This window comes from Alkalispirochaeta alkalica DSM 8900, from assembly GCF_000373545.1.
In the GTDB taxonomy this organism is placed as follows: Bacteria; Spirochaetota; Spirochaetia; order DSM-27196; family Alkalispirochaetaceae; genus Alkalispirochaeta; species Alkalispirochaeta alkalica.
The window spans coordinates 12,325-29,897 of record NZ_KB891747.1 but is presented as its reverse complement, the minus strand read 5'-3'; the positions used below and the strand labels follow the sequence as shown (position 1 = coordinate 29,897).

The window sequence follows — 17,573 nt, the reverse complement described above, 5'->3', positions numbered from 1 at the left end:
GTTGTGGCGGATTCCAAGGTTACCAAAGCGGAGATCGTCGAGCGTATCAGCGAGACGGTGGACGTGAGCAAAAAGGATATACACTCGATCATCGACGCGTTCTTCGGGGAGGTCAAGTCTGCCCTGGTCAGCGACAAGGTGATCGAGTTCCGCGGCTTTGGAACGTTCGAGATCCGCACACGAAAAGGGCGCCAGCACGCACGGAACCCCAAAACAGGGGAGCCCGTGGCGGTGAAGAACCACGGCGTTGTCATTTTCCGCCCGGGAAAAGAGCTGAAAGAAGCGAGTTGGCCGCTCAGAAGCTGATCGCCCTTCGGTTCCTTTTGTCCCGGTCCCGGTGGTTTCNGGGGCGTTCCTCGCCTGTCGTGGTCTCCGGGCCTTTCTCGTCTGTCAGGTAGAAACATCATGCCAAAGAGAAAGAAATCCCCTCCCTCGAGGAGGGCCGGTTCGGGGGCACCCCCTTCAGCCCGGTCGGGTTCAGCACGATCGGGTTCATCCCGCTCGGCCCCGGCAGGGGCNGTCGCAGAAAAACGCGTCTCCCGGAACAGGGCAGGGCGGTGGAGGGGTGTCGCAGNGACCACAGCGCTTCTGGCTCTGGGGTCTCTTCTGTTTGCCGCAGCTTTTCCCAACGTGGTTATCCGCTTTGGCGCCTATCCTTTGGCCTTTGTGGCGCTTTTTCCCGTGGCTCTGGCCATCGGGCGGATGAAATGGTGGGCCACACCGCTCTACGGGGCGTTTTACGGCTTTCTTTCCTACGCCCTCTTCAACTACTGGCTTGCCACCTTTCATCCCCTGGCAATTTTCATCGTTCCCGTAATCTACGCCTGGTATTTTCTCCTTCTCTTTCCCGCCCTCTGGGCGGCAGACCGCTGGGGCGGGCGGGCGACCTTTNTGTTGCAGTCCCTGCTCTGGCTCTCCTACGAATACNTGCGNACCCAGGGGTTCCTGGGCTACGCCTACGGCATTATGGGGTACGCCCTCTTTCCCGCGCCGGTGCTCATCCAGATCGCCGATCTCGGGGGGGTCTGGATCGTCTCCTTTCTGGTGGTGCTCCCCTCCTTTTTGGTGGGGCAGTGGTTCCGGGAGTATGCTGCCTCCCGGGCAGAGCCCGATCTTCCGGGGGAACAGGCCCGGTCCGGAATGCCCCGGGTCTGGCAAGAGATCCGTTCTCTTCTTGTGCCCCCTCTCGGATGGGGGCTCAGAAACCGTCGGCCCGAACTTGTCTGGTACACCCTCTTTCTGGTCTTCTCGCTGGGTTACGGACTTTTCTCTCCGGTGAACTACGAGGGGGTTCGCCAGTGGCGGGTCGCTCTGGTTCAGCAGAATGTCGACCCCTGGGTTGGCGGATTCCGGGTCTACGAGGAAAGTCTGGAAATTCTTCTTCGTCAGAGCGATCGGGCGATCGCCGAGGCTGATCCGGAGATCGTGGTCTGGTCGGAGACCTCCTTTGTTCCCTCCATCGATTTTCACACCCGCTATCGCCGGGACCAACAGCGCTACGAGCTGGTCCGGGAGCTGCGTCACTACCTCGCCCGGCAGGATGTCCCTTTTGTGGTGGGCAACAGCGATGGCCAGCTCGTTCGGACCTCCCGGGGGGAGCTCGAGCGTCGGGACTACAACGCCGTGCTTCATTTCGCTCCCGGCGGGGAACTCCTGGGAACCTACCGCAAGATTCACCTGGTGCCGTTCACAGAGCACTTCCCCTATGAAGATCGGCTGCCCTGGATGCACCGGATGCTGGTGGAGAGCAACACCAATTTCTGGGAACAGGGGGAGGAGTGGACCGTCTTCGAGAGCGACGGTGTCCGGTTCTCCACACCGATCTGTTTCGAGGATACCTTCGGCTACCTTTCGCGGGGTTTTGTCCGGGAGGGGGCGCAGGTGATTGTGAATCTCACCAACGATCTCTGGTCCTATTCCGAACCTTCAGCGATGCAGCACATGGGAATGGCCGTCTTCCGGGCTGTGGAAAACAGACGAAGCGTGGTGCGGAGCACCAACGGGGGGATGACCTCCATCATCGACCCCAACGGGGTGCTTCTCGACCTCTATCCGCCCTTTGTGGAGGGGTTTCTGGCGGGAGAGGTGCCCGTCTATTACGAGCGGAGCACCCTCTACACCGCCTGGGGTGACTGGCTCGCCCTGGTCTTTCTCGGACTGACCCCTCCCGCGATGACCGTCTCCTTCGTGCTTCATCGGCGACGTCGGCGAGCGGTTCCGGGGCAAGATTGACAAATTGCAGATGAACGTAGGACAATGAGCCATGGCGCAGAATACACCGAAAATCCTGGTGGTCGATGACGAGCACATAAACGTTGATTTCTTTGAGGTGATGCTCTCCCGTTTGGGGTACACCGTTGTAACCGCCGGGGACGGTGACGAGGCTCTGGACCAGATTCTCCGGGAAAAGCCCGATCTGGTTCTCCTGGATAACATCCTGCCCGGTCGAACGGGCTGGGAGGTGACCCGCCTCGTGAAGCAGGACCCTGACTACGCCCAGGTAGCATCCACCCCCATCATCATGTTCTCCGCCATGGATGAGGTGGAGGACAAGATCGAAGGCTTTGAGCTGGGTATCGANGACTACATCACCAAGCCCTACAACTTCTCCGAGGTTCTCGCCAGAATTCAGGCGGTTCTTCGGCAGCGGGAGCTTTCGCGTCAGGTCGTCCGCCGTGAGCGCAGGCTGGCTCTGGTGGATTCCCTGAACAACTCCCTTGCGTATTTCACACGACATATCAAGAACCCGATCCAGGGTCTGAGCGATGCCGCCAGAGCGCTGGACGTGAGGGATCCCGAGGCGGTACAGTCCTTCGTGGAGCTCGTCCTGGCCCAGACAGCCGAGGCCCTGGCCACGGTAGAAGGCCTCGAGGACGAGGTGCAGGAGTTGCAGACCCAGGGGGATGAGCTCAAATCGAAGGAGATATCTCTGGAGGACCTGGAGAGTAAATTCCGCAAGCACGCGGCCATGGCAGTCCAGGGAGTCCCTTCCAGGAAGGTGAAATGATCACTGAAGAAAGGCAGCAGGTTCTGGACCTTTTCTCCCGGGGCAGAAAGCTCTACAAGCTTATGGAGTTTTCCGCAGCAAAGGAATACTTTTCCCGGGCCCTCGAGGTCGATCCCGAGGACGGGCCCTCCCGAGTCTATCTGGAACGATGCCTTCTCTACGAAGACAACCCTCCCCCGGAGGATTGGGATGGCGTCTTCGTCATGACCAGCAAGTAGATATCGCCCGGTACCAGTCGCCCGCCGGGGTGGATAGAACCCCGGTCGCTCCGCGATTGGCCACCATGCAAGAAGGAAGCATCATGGCGCATCACATTGATCCGAGATCCATACAAGAGACGGTCAGCCGCCTCGGAAAGGGGACCCGCTTTACCGGGACCCTCCGGTTCAGGGAGTCGGTCACGCTCTTCGGGGAGTACGAAGGCGAGATCGATGCCCGGGGGTTTCTCTACATCGCCGCAGAAGCGACGGTACGCGCCAACGTCCGGGCACGGAACATTATCGTCGGCGGGACGGTCCACGGGAATATCGAGGCTACAGCGGAGATAGAGATGCTTCCCGGGTGCGTTGTGTACGGAAATGTCCGGGCAGGGAAGGTTCGCATCGCCGAAGGGGTCGTCTTCGAGGGGCGCTGCGAGATGGTGCGAAACAGCGATTCCCTGGACGTCTTCTCGGGTTCGCTGGAACAACTGCGCAAGCAGGCAATCCCCGTGATTGAACCGCTTTCGCACAATAACACCAGGGGGTAGGCCCGTGGTTGTTGGCGCCCCGAAGGGCTGAACCGTGGTGAGATCCGGCCGGGTTGACACCGGTTTTGGGAATGAGTATAGTTTTGGTTCTACAAACAAGTGGAAAAAGCAGCATAGCGCAAGGATTTCTGTGTTCTTTCTGTATTCTGCGAGTTAACCTGCCTCTTTGGTAAATTGTATAAATGGAGTCATCCATGTCAGATAACGACGAACAGCAAGCACTTTCATCCGGAGAAGAGACCAACGGCGATGACCTTGAGCAATCCCGGAATCAGCAGAAACCTGAATCGCCCAAGGTTCGCACTTCGCGGCGTGCCCCGGTAAAAAAGAAACGGGTTCGGGTTGCCCTGGTGAAGGACAACGATTCCGCTGGAGACCGGGGCCCGGGGCGTGATTCCGGGGATCCCGGTGACGCCGGGCAGAACGGCCGGGCGCCTCTGGGGACAAACGGCCAGGGTAACGAGGGCACCGTCGACTTTTCCCACCCCCGGGACGAGAAGAGCCTGAGCATCAACGAGCTCACCATGATGAACATGAAGCTCCTCCGGGACCTGGCGGAAGAGATGGGGATCGCCCCCGATAATCTGCCTGCCCTGAAGAAGCAGGAGGTCATCTTCGCCATCCTGAAGGCTCATACCGAACGGAACGGGACGATCTTCGCCTACGGGTCGCTGGAAATCCTCCCCGACGGCTACGGCTTCTTGCGGAGCCCCCAGCATTCCTACCTCTCCGGCCCCGACGATATCTACATTTCGCCGTCGCAGATCCGCCTCTTCAACCTGAAGACCGGTGATACCGTCTACGGCCAGATTCGTCCCCCGAAAGAGGGCGAGCGGTTTTTTGCCATGCTCCGGGTAGAGACGGTGAACTTCGATCACCCCTCGATTGCCCAGACCAGAATCCCCTTCGACAACCTGACTCCGCTGTATCCCGACCTGCGCCTCGACATGGAAACCCGGTCGGGTGACAGCTCCACGCGGATGATCAATCTCTTTTGCCCCATCGGGAAGGGGCAGCGGGGTCTGATCGTTTCTCCCCCCCGAACGGGAAAGACCGTGCTCCTGCAGAAGATCGCCAACGCGATCACCGAGAACCACCCCGAGGCGTATCTCATCGTTCTGCTTATCGACGAACGGCCCGAAGAGGTGACCGATATGCAGCGGAACGTCAAGGCCGAGGTGATCGCCTCCACCTTTGACGAGCAGGCCCAGCGCCACGTCCAGGTCGCCGAGATGGTTCTGGAAAAGAGCCGTCGTCTGGTAGAGCACGGGAAGGATGTGGTGATCCTCCTGGACTCGATCACCCGCCTTGCCCGGGCCTATAACCAGACGGTTCCCACCTCGGGCAAGATCCTCTCGGGTGGTGTCGATTCCAACGCCCTCCACAAGCCCAAGCGCTTTTTCGGGGCAGCCCGAAACATCGAGGACGGGGGAAGTCTCACGGTGGTCGCCACGGCGCTCATCGAGACGGGGAGCCGCATGGACGAGGTGATCTTCGAAGAGTTCAAGGGAACCGGCAACATGGAGATCATCCTCGACCGCCGCCTGGCAGACCGTCGTATCTTTCCCGCGATAAACGTGAAAAAATCGGGCACTCGCCGGGAGGACCTTCTCCTCACGGAGGAGGAGCTTCGCAAGATGTGGGTCCTGCGGAAAGTGATCAGCCCCATGGACGACCTGGAAGTCCTGGAACTGCTCATTGACAGGATGAATAAAACCAAGAATAATAGCGACTTCCTTCAGTCGATGAATACATCAGGTGCTGATTGAGATTTTCGGAGGATGCAATGAGAGATATACACCCAAACTATCGAGAGGTTGTCTTTAAGGACACCGCCAGTGGTACGATGTTCCTTACCCGTTCCACGGTACAGACAAACCAGACTGTGAAGTATGACGATGGCCAGGAATACCCCCTCTACGAGGTGGAGATTTCCAGTGCTTCTCATCCCTTTTACACGGGTAAGCAGAAACTGGTGGATACAGCCGGTCGTGTCGAGCGGTTCCGGAAGATGTACAACATCAAGAGCTGATGTTCTTCCCGGCAATCTCCTGCAGGATGATTGCCGGGAGCTGTTCCGGGCCCTGCCAGGCCGGGTGTAGAGAGCGGAGTTCCCCGGGGGGCTCCGTTTTTTTGTGGGCGTCTGTTCTGCCGGATCTTCAGGCGTGCCCTTCGGCGCCGCCGCTTCCGGGATGGCGGCTGTGTGGCCGACTCTCTAGTTGTCGTTCCTGTCAGCCTTCCAGCCGATCCTGGGGAGGCTTCTCCGTTTTTTTCGGGGGAAGGTCTCCCGGAAGAGCAGGATCAGAGCCGCCCAGGCTACGGCAAGCTTTCCCGGGAGATCGCCAATCGTCCGGTAGAGCGTCCACTCGGCGGGGGGCACCGCTACGCTGAAAACCCCGGCGCTGCTCTCGAACATGGGCATGGCCTGGGTCATCTCGCCACGCCTGTTGATCACAGCCGTGAGCCCGCTATTGGTCCCTCTCACTAAAGGTGTCCGCAGCTCGATCGTCCGCAACCGTGCAGCCAGGTAGTGCTGGGTCTGGGCAGAATCCTGGCGGCTCCAGGAATTATTGGTAAGATTTATCAGAATCTCTGCACCCTCGCGAACCATCTCCCGTGGTACCCACCCGAAGGCGTCCTCGAAGCAGATGGGGAACCCCGCGGGAATCGTCGTCCCTCCCGCAGGAACCTCCACGGGAGCGCTCCCGTCCCCGGGAACCCACGTCCCGTAGAGGCCTACCACGGTGCGGAAAAAGCCCTGCACCGCCGGAAGGTGCCAGAAAGGGATCGATTCAGCAAAGGGCACCAGTTGCTGCTTTCCGTAGGATCCCAGGAGTGTTCCCTCGGGAGAGAGCAGGATGGCGCTGTTCCGGTAGTCCCCCCCGGTCTCCCGGTCTGTCCCCACCGGGGCGGGTGCTCCCGTGATGAGAGGGAGGTCCAGACGCCGGAGAAAATCACGGAAGGGCAGTTCCCGGGGTACCTCATCGTAGAAAGAGTCCCCCTCCTGGTAGGGACGACGGAGGGCCGTCTCGCTCCAGAGGACAAAATCAAGGGGCTCCGATGAGTCTCTCTGGTGTTTCCGGAGCGCCTCCAGGGTGAGGTCCTGGGCCTGGAGGAGCGCCTCCGAGAAGAGCCCCGGCTGCCAGCTGTCGATATTCTGCTGAACCACCAGGATGCGAAGGGTCCGGTGGTGATCGTCGGGTCCCAGCGTGGCCAGGCGATAGTGGCCAAACCCCGCCAGAACCAGGAAGAGAGTTCCCGCAGCGATCACGTGGTGTTGTATCGGTGTGGTGACGAGGCCCGAGAGAGTGCCAGAACGACTCTCCCGCAGAGCCTCTGCAGATCTTCCCCTGTACCCCAGCACCAGCTCTGCGCCGATCGCGTTTGTCCAGGCGGCAAGGAAGGAGAGCCCCCAGGGGCCAGCCAGCTCGGCGCTCTGGGCCAGGCCGTTCCAGAGCGAGAGGGGGTAGGCGATGAGCCCCCAGGGATATCCCAGAAACCCCACGGACTTCAGAAACTCGTACCCCGTCCAGATGACCGCCAGGTGGAGGGGCCGGTACCAGCTTGTTCCCGCCAGCGCCCCCTCTCCCGCCAGGGCTCTCTCCTCCGGGAGAGCCCGGGGCAGGGGGGTGCCCCGGTGGATCGCGTCAAAAAGAAAGGAGAAGAGCAGGAAATTGTACCCGGCGTAGCCCGTCATGGCCCCCCCCAGGGTCCAGACAGAGAACTCGCCAAAGAAGGCGAGCCAGTAGTTCGCGCCGGCCGTGCTCACGGCACCGAAAAGCGCTCCCAGCAGGGCTGCCCTGGTGCGGGAACGGCTTCGGTGAAGGGCCAGAAAGAGGGGGATCAGGGNCAGGAGCCCCAGCAGGGGGCTGCCCCAGACAAAAAGCTCGTTCGGGAGCGCCAGTGTGAGGAGCCCCGCCGAAAAGAGTATCAAGAGAACATTCACCCCCCCAGAATAGCGAAAGCGAAAGAAAATGTGTACGGCCTCTCCTGGAGAAGTTCCGTGGCCGGGACGAGCCATCTCCTGGTCCTTCCTGATTCGGGCTTTGACACAGCCCTGCGCCGGTGCTACAGTTCCTGTGTGACAGTTCTACTAACCAACGACGATGGAATCCTCAGTCCCGGCCTGAAAGCCCTGGAAGAGGCCTTTGCGCAGGATCACGAGGTATGGGTTGTCGCGCCCGACGGTGAGCGGAGCGGCTTCTCCAACAGCATCACCCTCTCGGAGCCGATCCGTTGCACCCGGGTGGGGGAGCGTTCCTACGCGATCAGCGGAACCCCCGCCGACTGCGTCATTCTTGCCACCCTCGGAGCGATCCCCGTCATGCCTGACCTGGTCGTCTCGGGTATCAATATCGGGGCAAACCTGGGGTCGGATATCGTCTATTCCGGAACCTGTGCCGGAGCGCGCCAGGCAGCGTACAAGAAGATCCCGGGAATCGCCGTCTCCCTGAACAGCTTTCACGCACCCTTCCATTTTGAGCCGGTCTGTTCCTTTCTCACGGGCCACGTCCAGGAATTGATGGACCTCTGGGATGAGGGCCATTTCATCAACATAAACGTGCCAAACCTCACCTCCTACCGCGGTGTGGAGATAACCACTCCGGCCATGCGGCTCTATCAGGATCGGCTTCTGCCCTTCGAACCACCCCGGGGGGGCACCTATTACTTCGTCGATGGCCGCCCCGAACCGGCAGAACTGGAACCGGGAACGGACTGGTACGCCGTGGAGCAGGGCCACCTGTCGGTGAGTCCCATCATGCTGAACCCGGTGAACCACGAGGTCGAGCGCCATTACCGAACCAGCGGGCTGGTCAGGGGATCGTGAACGAGGGACCATGAACGAGGGGATACGCCTCTATCAGCAGGGGAAGTACCGCGTTGCTCTGGATCATTTTCTGGAGATCACGGTAGAACAATCCCGGGAATCGCTTCTGAGCTACTATCTGGGGCTTTGTTATACCCACCTGGGCAAGTACGACGAAGCGCTCCTCTACCTGGAGCAGGTGGTTGCCTCGGACATCGGGTTCCTGCACATCTACCAGGCCCGGATGATCATGGGGTACGCCTACGCCGTCACGGGCCGCTATCGCCTGGCGGAGTTCGAGTTGAACAGGCTCCTGGAGGACGGCTACGAATCTGCCAAGGTCTACGCGGCCCTGGCCTACGCCGTCTACGCCCAGGGCAAAACGGCGCCGGCTATCGCGCACCTGGAAAAAGCCCTCCGCATCGACCCCGAGAACGCCAACGCCCTGAACTCCATGGGCTTTATCCTGGCAGAGAACAATATCCAGCTCGAGACCGCCCGGGAGTACTGCCTCCGCGCGCTCCAGCGGTACCCGGAGAACCCCGCTTATCTGGATTCTCTTGCCATGGTCTGTCGTCGCCAGGGGAACCTGCAGCAGGCCAAGGAACTCTACGAGCGGGCCCTTCGTCTCTCCCGGGGTATGCGGGAGATCGTGGACCATTACAAGGATCTCCTTCGTTCTGCGGGGGTGCAGATATGAACATCCCCTGCAGGGAGAGGGTTCCCGTGGTCGTCCTGGTGATCTTCCTGGCCCTCTTTCGGGGAATGTACCCGGCAGGGGCGATCGACATGGACGCTGCCCGGGCGCAGGAAGAGTTCCGCTGGGGCGTAGAAGCCTACCACGCGGCGCGCTTCAGCGACGCCATCGTGGCCTTTACCCGCGCCCTGGCCTACAAGCCCGAAGATCCCCNCGCCAGAGAGTGGCTGGGCCGGGCCTTCTTCCGCAGCGGNTTTGACGACGCCGCCGTGAACGAATGGGAGCTTCTCGCCGATCGTGACGCAGCCGGGGCCTATCTTCGGGCGCGGCTCGAGGTCCTCCGTTACCGCCGGGGCATTGTCCCCTTTCAGGATCAGGAGCCCGCCTTCTCGCGATCTCACCTGATCCGGGGNGAGGCCGGGCCCAGATCGGGCGGCAGTGATATCCCCTTCTTTCAGCGCCCCACGGGAGTCGCGACGGATCCCCGGGGGAACATCTATCTTGTTTCTCTGGCCACACAGGAAATCCTGAAAATATCGCCCAACGGAAGACTGGTGCAGCGCTTGCGGGGGGGGCTNCAGGCGCTGAACCGGCCCTTCGATGTGCAGTGGCACGAGGGAATGCTCTTTGTCACCGAGTTCGGGGCAAATCGGGTGGCCCTCCTGGATGAACGGGGCAACCGGAGGGGTCACTTCGGGGGGACCGGCCTCGGGGAGGGACAGATGGTGGGGCCCCAGTACCTGGCCCTGGACGAAAACGGCCATCTCTACGTAACCGATTGGGGCCGACGCAGGGTGAGCGTCTTTTCCGGGGACGGAGAGTACCTCCTCTCTTTTGGCGGTCCCTCGGGAAGCTCCTTTTCCGGGCTCCAGCACCCCACGGGGATCGCCCTCCGGGGGGGGCGGGTGTATGTGGCCGACCGGGACTCCCGGGGCGTGGCCCTCATCGTCTTTGACACAGCGGGAAACTATCTCGAACGAATCCCTCTCCCCCTGGACGCCTCGGATTTTCCCTCGTCCGGTGTTGCCGGAGCGGCCGTAGAGGGGCTCGCCTGGTACGATGAATCTCTCCTGCTCGTGGCGGCGGGAAGAGCGGTCCTGCTCTTTGATCCCCTCCAGCGGAGGGTTGTCACCGTGATGGACGACGCCGAGCGTGAGCGGGTAGGTCCCGTGGCCCTCGACGCGAACGGCAGGATACTGGCAGGCGATATCGACAGGAGCGAGCTGGCGCTCTTCGAGCCCGAAGGAACCCTCTACAGCGGTCTGGATGTGAAGATCGAGCAGGTGCTGGCGCGGAACTTTCCCGACGTGGCCCTGCTGGTGGCGGTCCACGATCGTGAGGGGCGTCCNCTGGTGGGGCTCTCGCGGGAGAACTTTGTCGTCTCGGAGCGAGGAATTCCCCAGGAAAACCTGCGGGTCGAGGTAACCGATTCCTCTCTGAGGGAACTCGATCTCTCGGTCATTCTTCAGCCTCTGGAGAGCGAGAAACTCCGGGGCGATTCCCTGCAGGCCCTCTCGGATCTTCTCGGACTTGTTCCGGCAGAAGACCGCCTGGGACTCTACATCGNCGGTGCCAGCCCCGAACTCCTCTTGAAGCGTCCCGCCACGGAGGAGCGTTTCCTCGGGCGCGCCCGCGATGCCCTCTCCTCCCGAAGAGAGGAGGCTTCCCGGGGTGACAGCGCCCTGGACAGCGCGATTCGTCTTGCTGCGGTCCCCTTGCTGGAGCGCGGGTTGCGGCGAAACATCCTGCTCGTGGGGGACGGAACCGTGTCTGATACCGCCTTCGACGAATACGGCCTGCAGGAAGTGGCCGCCTTTCTTCGGAACAACGGAATACGCTTCCACGGTGTTCTGGTTGAATCCCGCAGCCCCGCTGCGGAGATCCGGTTCCTGGTGNAAGAGACGGGAGGCACCCTGCGGTATCTCTACGAGCCCGAAGGGCTCGCGCCCCTGATCCGCGATATCCAGGAATATCCCGGCGGNCGCTACTGGTTGACCTACACATCCCGGGCCAACCCCGATTTCGGNAGGGNCTATCTTCCCCTCTCGGCCGAGGCGAGGCTTCTGGTNCGAAGCGGCCGTGACGAGATGGGCTATTTNCCNCCGCCTGACCGGTGACCTTTCTCCCGTTATGGACTAAATTATAGGCGGTATGGGAAGAACGGAATNACCTGACAGGGCGGTCGATCGCGCGATTCGGGAGCTGGTACAGGAACCAAAGCGCTATCGGGTTATCCTTCACAACGACAACTACACCACCATGGATTTTGTGGTGGAGGTTCTCCGCCTGGTCTTTCACAAGTCTCCCGTGGAATCGCACGCGATCATGATGAAGATACATAAAACAGGGCAGGGCATCGTGGGGGTCTATTCCTANGATATCGCTGCTACCAGAGCAGCCCGAACGCGGTCTCTGGCAAAAGAGGGGGGCTATCCCCTGAAGTGCACAATCGAGGAGGTCTCCTGAGGCACCATGGATATTGATCGGGAACTACAGGCCCTGCTGAGCGCGGCCTATCACGAGGCAAAACACCGGTCTCACGAGTACCTCACGCCGGAGCACCTCCTCTACGCAGCCCTCTTCTTCGACTATTCCCGTGCGGTGCTCCTCCACAGCGATGCCCACCTGGAAGAAATGGAAGATCTCCTGGAGACCTANTTCCGGGAAGAGATGCCCACCCTGGGGGAGGGGCAGGATCCCCAGCAATCCCTGGGTTTCCAGAGGGTAATAGAACGGGCCGTTTTTCATACTGAATCGGCAGGAAAGGATACGGTTGACCTGGGAGATCTCCTGGTTTCCCTCTACGACGAGGATCAATCCCACAGCAGTTTTGCCCTGCGCCGGGCCGGAGTCCATCGTCTCGCCCTGCTCGAGGTAATCAGCCACGGACTCCCCGCAGAAGACGGGGAAGACGAGGACGACCGGGAAGATCACCCGTATCACGACGAGGGAGACGCGCCCGGGCAGTCCCGACGCTCCGGTCAGGAGGACGGGCCTGAACCGTCCCCGGAAGAGACGACCTTCGGCACCCCCGGNGATCCGCGCCGGAAAAAGCAGAAGCGCGCCCTGGATCAATACGCCCTGGAGCTGGTTGAGGAGGCGCGCCAGGGCCGCCTGGAACCCCTGATCGGCCGGGAGGATGTGCTGGACCGTTCGGTTCAGGTCCTCTGCAGGCGAATGAAAAACAACCNCCTCCTGATCGGTGAACCGGGGGTCGGGAAAACCGCCCTNGCTCACGGTCTGGCCCGGCGGATCGCCGATGGACAGGTGCCGGATCTCCTGAAGGAGCACCGGGTCTTTGCGCTCGACCTGGGATCGCTTATCGCCGGGACCCGCTANCGGGGAGATTTCGAGGAGCGAATGAAGGCNGTGATCAAGGAGCTGGAGCAGGAACCCCGGGCGATCCTCTTCATCGACGAGATTCACACCATCGTGGGAGCTGGAGCTGTCTCGGGGGGGGCTATGGATGCGGGGAACATGCTCAAACCGCCTCTNTCTACGGGGGCATTCCGGTGCATCGGTTCCACCACCTTCAGCGAATACAAACAGTTTTTTGAGCGGGACCGCGCGCTCGCCCGCCGTTTCCAGCGAATAGATCTGGAAGAGCCTTCCCACCAGGAGACAGTGGCGATCCTCCAGGGCCTTCAGAGCCGTTACGAGGAACATCACCAGGTACAGTACGCGCCCGAGGCGATCGAGGCAGCGGTTCGCCTGGCCGCGCAGTACATCAACGAGCGCTTTCTCCCGGATAAGGCGATCGACGTTCTCGACGAGGCCGGTGCGTTCCTCAGAATGCATCGCTTCCGGGAAGACCCTGCCGGGGATGCCCTGGTGGACGAGGAGGTGATCGAGAAGGTCGTCTCCTCCATGGCGCGAATACCCGTCCGGTCCGTCTCGGTGGACGAGCGGAAGCAGCTCCAGGACCTGGNCCCGCGTTTGCGGGAGCACATCTTCGGCCAGGACGAGGCCATTGATTCTGTGGTCTCCGCCGTGAAACGCTCTCGCGCGGGGTTTCGCAGCTCCGACAAACCCGTGGCAACCTTTCTTTTTGTGGGTCCCACCGGTGTGGGCAAGACCGAGCTGGCCCGGCAGCTGGCCGACCAGCTCGGGGTGGTTCTGCATCGCTTCGACATGAGTGAGTATCAGGAAAAGCACGCCGTTTCCCGTCTGATCGGTTCCCCTCCCGGCTACGTGGGGTTCGAAGAAGGGGGGCTCCTGACGGACGCCATCAGAAAGACCCCCCACGCCGTGGTTCTTCTGGACGAGATCGAGAAGGCCCACCAGGATATCTTTAACGTTCTTCTTCAGGTCATGGACTACGCCACCCTGACGGACAACGCCGGAAAAAAGGCGGATTTCCGTAATGTAATCCTCATCATGACCTCCAATGCGGGAGCCCGCGAGATCGGCCGGCCCCTGATCGGGTTCGGTGAACGGAGCGTGACAGCCTCGGCCGTCCAGGACGCCGTGGAGCAGGCCTTCTCGCCGGAGTTCCGGAACCGCCTGGACCAGGTGATCCTCTTCTCTCGCCTCGACCAGTCCCTGATAGAGGCGATTGTGCGCAAGGAGGTGCGTCTCTTTGCGCAACAGCTCCAGGAACGGGATGTTCTGCTGACCGTCTCCGACGAGGCGGTAAGCTGGCTCGCCCGCGAGGGCTATTCCGAGGAGTTCGGTGCCAGAAACATCGCACGGATCGTGGAGAGCCGGGTAAAGGAACCCTTTGTAGACCAGGTTCTCTTCGGTGAGCTCTCCCGGGGAGGAGAGGCCCGGATCGACCTCGGAGAAAACGCTCTCGACATCGACATCTCTGCCGCTCCGCCAGCCTCGGAAGGTTCGGGCCCGGAAGCGCAAGTCTCGCCAGAGGAGACCCGTGGAGCACCTTGACGAAGATCACAGGATCCCCTTTCCTGACCCCTCCCGGGCCGACCGCTGGGGGCTGCTCGCGGCGGGGGGGAACCTCTCGCCCGGGGTTTTGCTCTCGGCCTACGAGCAGGGCGTTTTTCCCTGGTACGAGGAGGAGCCGATTCTCTGGTTCTCGCCGGACCCCCGATTCCTGCTCTTCCTCAAGGACCTCCACGTGGGGAAGCGCCTCGGTCGAACCCTGACACAATCATCGTGGCAGATCACCTTTGACCAGAATTTCCCTGGGGTAATCCAGGCCTGTAGCGAACCCCGCAGGGGCGAGGGCGGAACCTGGATCACTCGGGAGATGAGGGCTGCCTACGAGGAACTGCACCGCCTGGGTTATGCTCACTCAGTAGAGGTCTGGCAGGGAGATTCCCTGGCGGGGGGGCTCTACGGGGTCTCTCTGGGGGGCTGTTTTTCCGGGGAATCCATGTTCTCCCGCGAGCGTGACGCGAGCAAGGCTGCGCTGGTAGCCCTGGCAGGGGTGCTCTCGCAATGGGAGGTTGCCTTTATCGATTGTCAGATGGAAACGGCCCATCTGGCAGCCTTCGGAGCCGCGCCGGTTCCCCGGCAGGTGTTCCTGGAACTGCTCCGGGAGGCCCGGGGGCGGGCCGATGGGGCCCCCCGGGGCAGCTGGAGTTCCTGTGACGGACCATCGGCCCTTGCCCGGGGTATCGCCTTGGCCCGGGCGGCCGACGCCAGCCGTCTCAGTAATGAAACCCGCTCTCCCCAATGAACTCCCGGAGTATCGATTCCCGGGGTACCAGTTTCTGGGGAATCACGGTGAAGTTTTTCAAGAAGGTCTGGAGTCGCACCGCTTCGTGATAGACCGGTGCTGTCGGCTTGACCTGACGGAGCAGGGGTTCGGCGTAGTTCCTGAGCACCCCCAGCTCGTAATCCAGGGCGGTGTTGAAGGTCGCATCGGCCGAGTCCTGGAAGGGAAAGATGTTCTGCCGCTCTCCCCGCCGGACCGAGGGCCACATTTCCAGTGTCGAGGCAGCGCTGTGCCCCCGAAACTGGTGGTCNCGCACCATTCTCCGGATCAGGCGGTTATCGGTGGTGGCGATCCGGTTGTGGTCGTCCAGATTCAGCTGGGTCAGAGCTGAAACGTAGACCTTGTATTTCCGGTCCCGGGGAATGCGCGGGGTCAGGGCGTCGTTCAGGCCGTGAATTCCCTCCATGACAAGAATTCCCCGTTCGGGGAGCGAGCATTTTTCTCCCCTGTACTCGGGTTGTCCCGTCTTGAAGTTAAAGGTCCGGAGATCGATCTCTTCTCCNGCAAAGAGGGCGAGCAGGTGCTGGTTCAGNAACTCGATATCGATCGCTTCGATGTGCTCGAAATTGTAGGAACCGTCGGGGTGTTTCGGNGTCTGCTCCCGGGGAACAAAATAGTCATCCAGGGAGATCACCACCGGGACGAGCCCCACCACGGTGAGTTGCACGGCAAGTTTCTTGGTAAAGGTGGTCTTTCCCGATGATGAGGGGCCGGCGATAAGCACCACCTTCCCCGTGTCGCTCGCCTGGTGGATATCGTCGGCGATCCGGGCGATCTTCTTGTCGTGCAACGCCTCGGCAACGCGGATAAACTCCTTNACCGAGCCCTGTTCGGTCAGGCGGTTGAGTTGCCCCGTCGACGATATCCCCAGAATCCGGCCCCAGCGCTTGTACTCCCGGTAGATCTGGAAGAGCATTTCGCTGCGGTGCTCGGANTGTACCTCCCGGGGGGCACCGGATCCGGGAAAAACCAGCAGAAACCCATCGTGAAACGGTTCTATCCGGTAGAGTTGCAGAAGACCCGTGCGGGCCACCAGTGGACCGTGGGAGAGGTCCATGAAATCATCGCACCGATAGACCGGTACCTCGCTGTAGTTGTGGCGCTCCACCAGAAGAGCCGCATCCTCCATCCTGCGGGAGCGGAAAAATTCCAGCGCCTCGGTATAGGCGATCACCCCCCGTTCTATCGGTTTGTCGGCAGCCACGATTGCAGCAAACTCCTCGTCCAGAGCCTTCAGTACCTCCGGGGATGCCGCCCCGCCTTCAGTTTCTCCGCCATCGAAGGAGTAAAAGTAGGCATTTCCCAGGGCGTGGCCCACCAGGAGTCGCTGATCCCGGCAGACCCGCGATGCGGCGATCGCCAGGACGTAGCAGAGACTGCGCCGGTAGACCCTCTGGCCTTCGGGCTCGTCACGCAGGATCGGAACAACCTCGGCATTAATCTGGACGTGGTAGCTCAGGGCCCGCACCTCGTTGTTCACCAGGGCCGCCACGACGGGAGACTCCCCGGTATGGACGTAGCCGGCCTGGATCAAGGCCGATTCTACGGATGTCCCCGCAGGTACGTTCACGGCGGGAGAATCGGGCAGAGCAACAGCGATAGTATTCATGCATACCCCCTCTTCTGGATAATTAGCCCCGGGCTTCTGACGGTGGTCAAAGAGCGTTCTTGAGGCGTGTCACTTCCTGATGGCTCAGCACACCCGTCACGGTGTACTGCTCGTTTTCTGTCTCCGTCACCGGCTGTTCGCGCACCACCGTTCCCTTGGGGTCGGTGAGAATCTGAACCTTGGGGGCCCGGGCCTTGCCCGGGGTGATGTCGATCACGATCGCCCGGTGTCCCGAAGCGAGCTGGACGTAGGTGCCGTAGGGGAAGAGGGAAAAGGTCCCGATCATCGCCTGGAGCACCGTATTGTCGTAGGAGGTATTCACCCCCGTCAGAAGGGTTTTCATGATGGTGTGGCCATCGATAGCGGGACGGTAGGGTCGGGGAGACGCCATGGCAGCAAAGGTGCTCGCCGCGTTCATGATCTTTCCGTAGAGAGATATCTTGTTGGCCGGCAGATTTCGGGGATACCCCGAACCGTCCACATTTTCCCGGCATTCCAGCACGCCCAGGCAAATCTGAAGGGGAAAATCAAACTGACGCAGGATCTTGAACCCCAGCACGGGGTGAGTAGATATCGCCTTTTTNTCGCGGGGAGCCAGTTCCCGGTTGCTCATGTAGAGCTGGCTGGGCAGACGTATCATGCCGATCTCGTGGAGGAGGCCCACCGTGCCGAGTTCAATAAGCCGGTGAGTGGGGAGCTTCATGGAGGCTCCCGTAGCCATGGCGACGATCGCTGTTTTGACGGCGTGATCAACGATGTAGTTCACCGTGACACCACTCAGCTCGGGTATGCGCAGAAGATACTGCTTCTGGTTTTTCAGGTCCTCCAGGAGGAGCTTGATCTTCTCGTGGATCTGGTTGGTCTGGAGAATTCCGTTCTGAAGATAATGGCCGAAGAGTTGTTCAGCGAAGTGCAGATGGGCTGCGTATTTTTTCTGGGCCTTCTGCATCTCCTTGCCATCACGTCGCCCGTGGTCTATCGCTGCCAGGGGGGCATCTTCCATCGCCACGGGCCCGGCCGCACTC

Annotated in this window: 15 protein-coding genes; 12 read left to right on the top strand and 3 right to left on the bottom strand. The window is 61.1% G+C overall.

The features are described 5' to 3' along the window. Positions 1-3 precede the first annotated feature (3 nt). The 7 genes from B071_RS0112255 (at position 4) to B071_RS0112225 (ending at position 5,787) form a co-directional block, all read left to right on the top strand. The gene (locus B071_RS0112255) at positions 4-306 is read left to right on the top strand and encodes an HU family DNA-binding protein (RefSeq protein WP_018527366.1); all 303 of its coding nucleotides are present in this window, start codon (positions 4-6) and stop codon (positions 304-306) included. Between the two features lie 99 nt (positions 307-405). Beyond that, positions 406-2,232 (top strand): apolipoprotein N-acyltransferase, encoded by a 1,827-nt coding sequence (gene lnt / locus B071_RS0112250; RefSeq protein ID WP_018527365.1) that lies wholly within the window; start codon positions 406-408, stop codon positions 2,230-2,232. A 31-nt stretch (positions 2,233-2,263) separates the two neighbouring features. After that, a complete protein-coding gene (locus B071_RS18650) occupies positions 2,264-3,007 on the top strand; it encodes a response regulator transcription factor (RefSeq protein WP_018527364.1) in 744 nt (247 codons plus the stop codon). Further along, on the top strand, positions 3,004-3,225 hold the full coding sequence (locus tag B071_RS0112240; RefSeq protein ID WP_018527363.1) for a tetratricopeptide repeat protein: 222 nt from the start codon (positions 3,004-3,006) through the stop codon (positions 3,223-3,225). The genes B071_RS18650 and B071_RS0112240 overlap by 4 nt, the downstream gene beginning before the upstream one ends. 83 nt (positions 3,226-3,308) lie before the next feature. After that, positions 3,309-3,755, top strand: coding sequence for a bactofilin family protein (locus B071_RS17505; RefSeq protein WP_018527362.1), 447 nt, complete (start codon positions 3,309-3,311; stop codon positions 3,753-3,755). A gap of 194 nt (positions 3,756-3,949) precedes the next feature. After that, positions 3,950-5,524 carry a transcription termination factor Rho gene (gene rho / locus B071_RS0112230; RefSeq protein ID WP_018527361.1) on the top strand — a complete coding sequence of 525 codons (1,575 nt, stop codon included), beginning with the start codon at positions 3,950-3,952 and terminating at the stop codon, positions 5,522-5,524. Positions 5,525-5,541: 17 nt separating this feature from the next. Beyond that, a complete protein-coding gene (locus B071_RS0112225; RefSeq protein WP_026245210.1) occupies positions 5,542-5,787 on the top strand; it encodes a type B 50S ribosomal protein L31 in 246 nt (81 codons plus the stop codon). Between the two features lie 183 nt (positions 5,788-5,970). Here B071_RS0112225 and lnt (B071_RS17500) read toward each other — a convergent pair whose 3' ends face one another. Further along, positions 5,971-7,776: an apolipoprotein N-acyltransferase gene (gene lnt / locus B071_RS17500; protein ID WP_094354964.1), complete on the bottom strand. Its 1,806-nt coding sequence runs from the start codon at positions 7,774-7,776 to the stop codon at positions 5,971-5,973. Between lnt (B071_RS17500) and surE the strand changes: the two genes are divergently transcribed. From surE to aat, 5 genes are all read left to right on the top strand, one after another. Further along, positions 7,759-8,583, top strand: a complete 825-nt coding sequence (gene surE, locus B071_RS0112215) for a 5'/3'-nucleotidase SurE (protein WP_018527358.1) — start codon at positions 7,759-7,761, stop codon at positions 8,581-8,583. The genes lnt (B071_RS17500) and surE overlap by 18 nt on opposite strands. A 10-nt stretch (positions 8,584-8,593) precedes the next feature. Beyond that, positions 8,594-9,262, top strand: coding sequence for a tetratricopeptide repeat protein (locus B071_RS0112210; protein WP_018527357.1), 669 nt, complete (start codon positions 8,594-8,596; stop codon positions 9,260-9,262). A gap of 2,148 nt (positions 9,263-11,410) precedes the next feature. After that, complete coding sequence (locus B071_RS0112200; protein ID WP_018527355.1) at positions 11,411-11,725, top strand: ATP-dependent Clp protease adaptor ClpS; 315 nt, start codon at positions 11,411-11,413, stop codon at positions 11,723-11,725. Positions 11,726-11,731: 6 nt separating this feature from the next. Beyond that, complete coding sequence (gene clpA / locus B071_RS0112195; RefSeq protein ID WP_018527354.1) at positions 11,732-14,143, top strand: ATP-dependent Clp protease ATP-binding subunit ClpA; 2,412 nt, start codon at positions 11,732-11,734, stop codon at positions 14,141-14,143. Next, a complete protein-coding gene (gene aat, locus B071_RS0112190) occupies positions 14,130-14,900 on the top strand; it encodes a leucyl/phenylalanyl-tRNA--protein transferase (protein WP_018527353.1) in 771 nt (256 codons plus the stop codon). The genes clpA and aat overlap by 14 nt, the downstream gene beginning before the upstream one ends. Here aat and B071_RS20520 read toward each other — a convergent pair. Further along, complete coding sequence (locus tag B071_RS20520) at positions 14,872-15,855, bottom strand: uridine kinase family protein (protein ID WP_438829705.1); 984 nt, start codon at positions 15,853-15,855, stop codon at positions 14,872-14,874. The two genes, aat and B071_RS20520, sit on opposite strands and share 29 nt — an antisense overlap. Positions 15,856-16,594: 739 nt before the next feature. Next, positions 16,595-17,497, bottom strand: a complete 903-nt coding sequence (locus B071_RS0112180; RefSeq protein WP_438829704.1) for an HD-GYP domain-containing protein — start codon at positions 17,495-17,497, stop codon at positions 16,595-16,597. Positions 17,498-17,573: the final 76 nt, after the last annotated feature.

What these genes read in the sequence shown, in the direction of transcription:
- B071_RS17505 (WP_018527362.1), top strand. Translation starts at nt 3,309, where the DNA reads ATGGCGCATCACATTGATCCGAGATCCATACAAGAGACGGTCAGCCGC.
- B071_RS0112225 (WP_026245210.1), top strand. Translation starts at nt 5,542, where the DNA reads ATGAGAGATATACACCCAAACTATCGAGAGGTTGTCTTTAAGGACACC.
- B071_RS0112240 (WP_018527363.1), top strand. Translation starts at nt 3,004, where the DNA reads ATGATCACTGAAGAAAGGCAGCAGGTTCTGGACCTTTTCTCCCGGGGC.
- rho (WP_018527361.1), top strand. Translation starts at nt 3,950, where the DNA reads ATGTCAGATAACGACGAACAGCAAGCACTTTCATCCGGAGAAGAGACC.
- B071_RS0112210 (WP_018527357.1), top strand. Translation starts at nt 8,594, where the DNA reads ATGAACGAGGGGATACGCCTCTATCAGCAGGGGAAGTACCGCGTTGCT.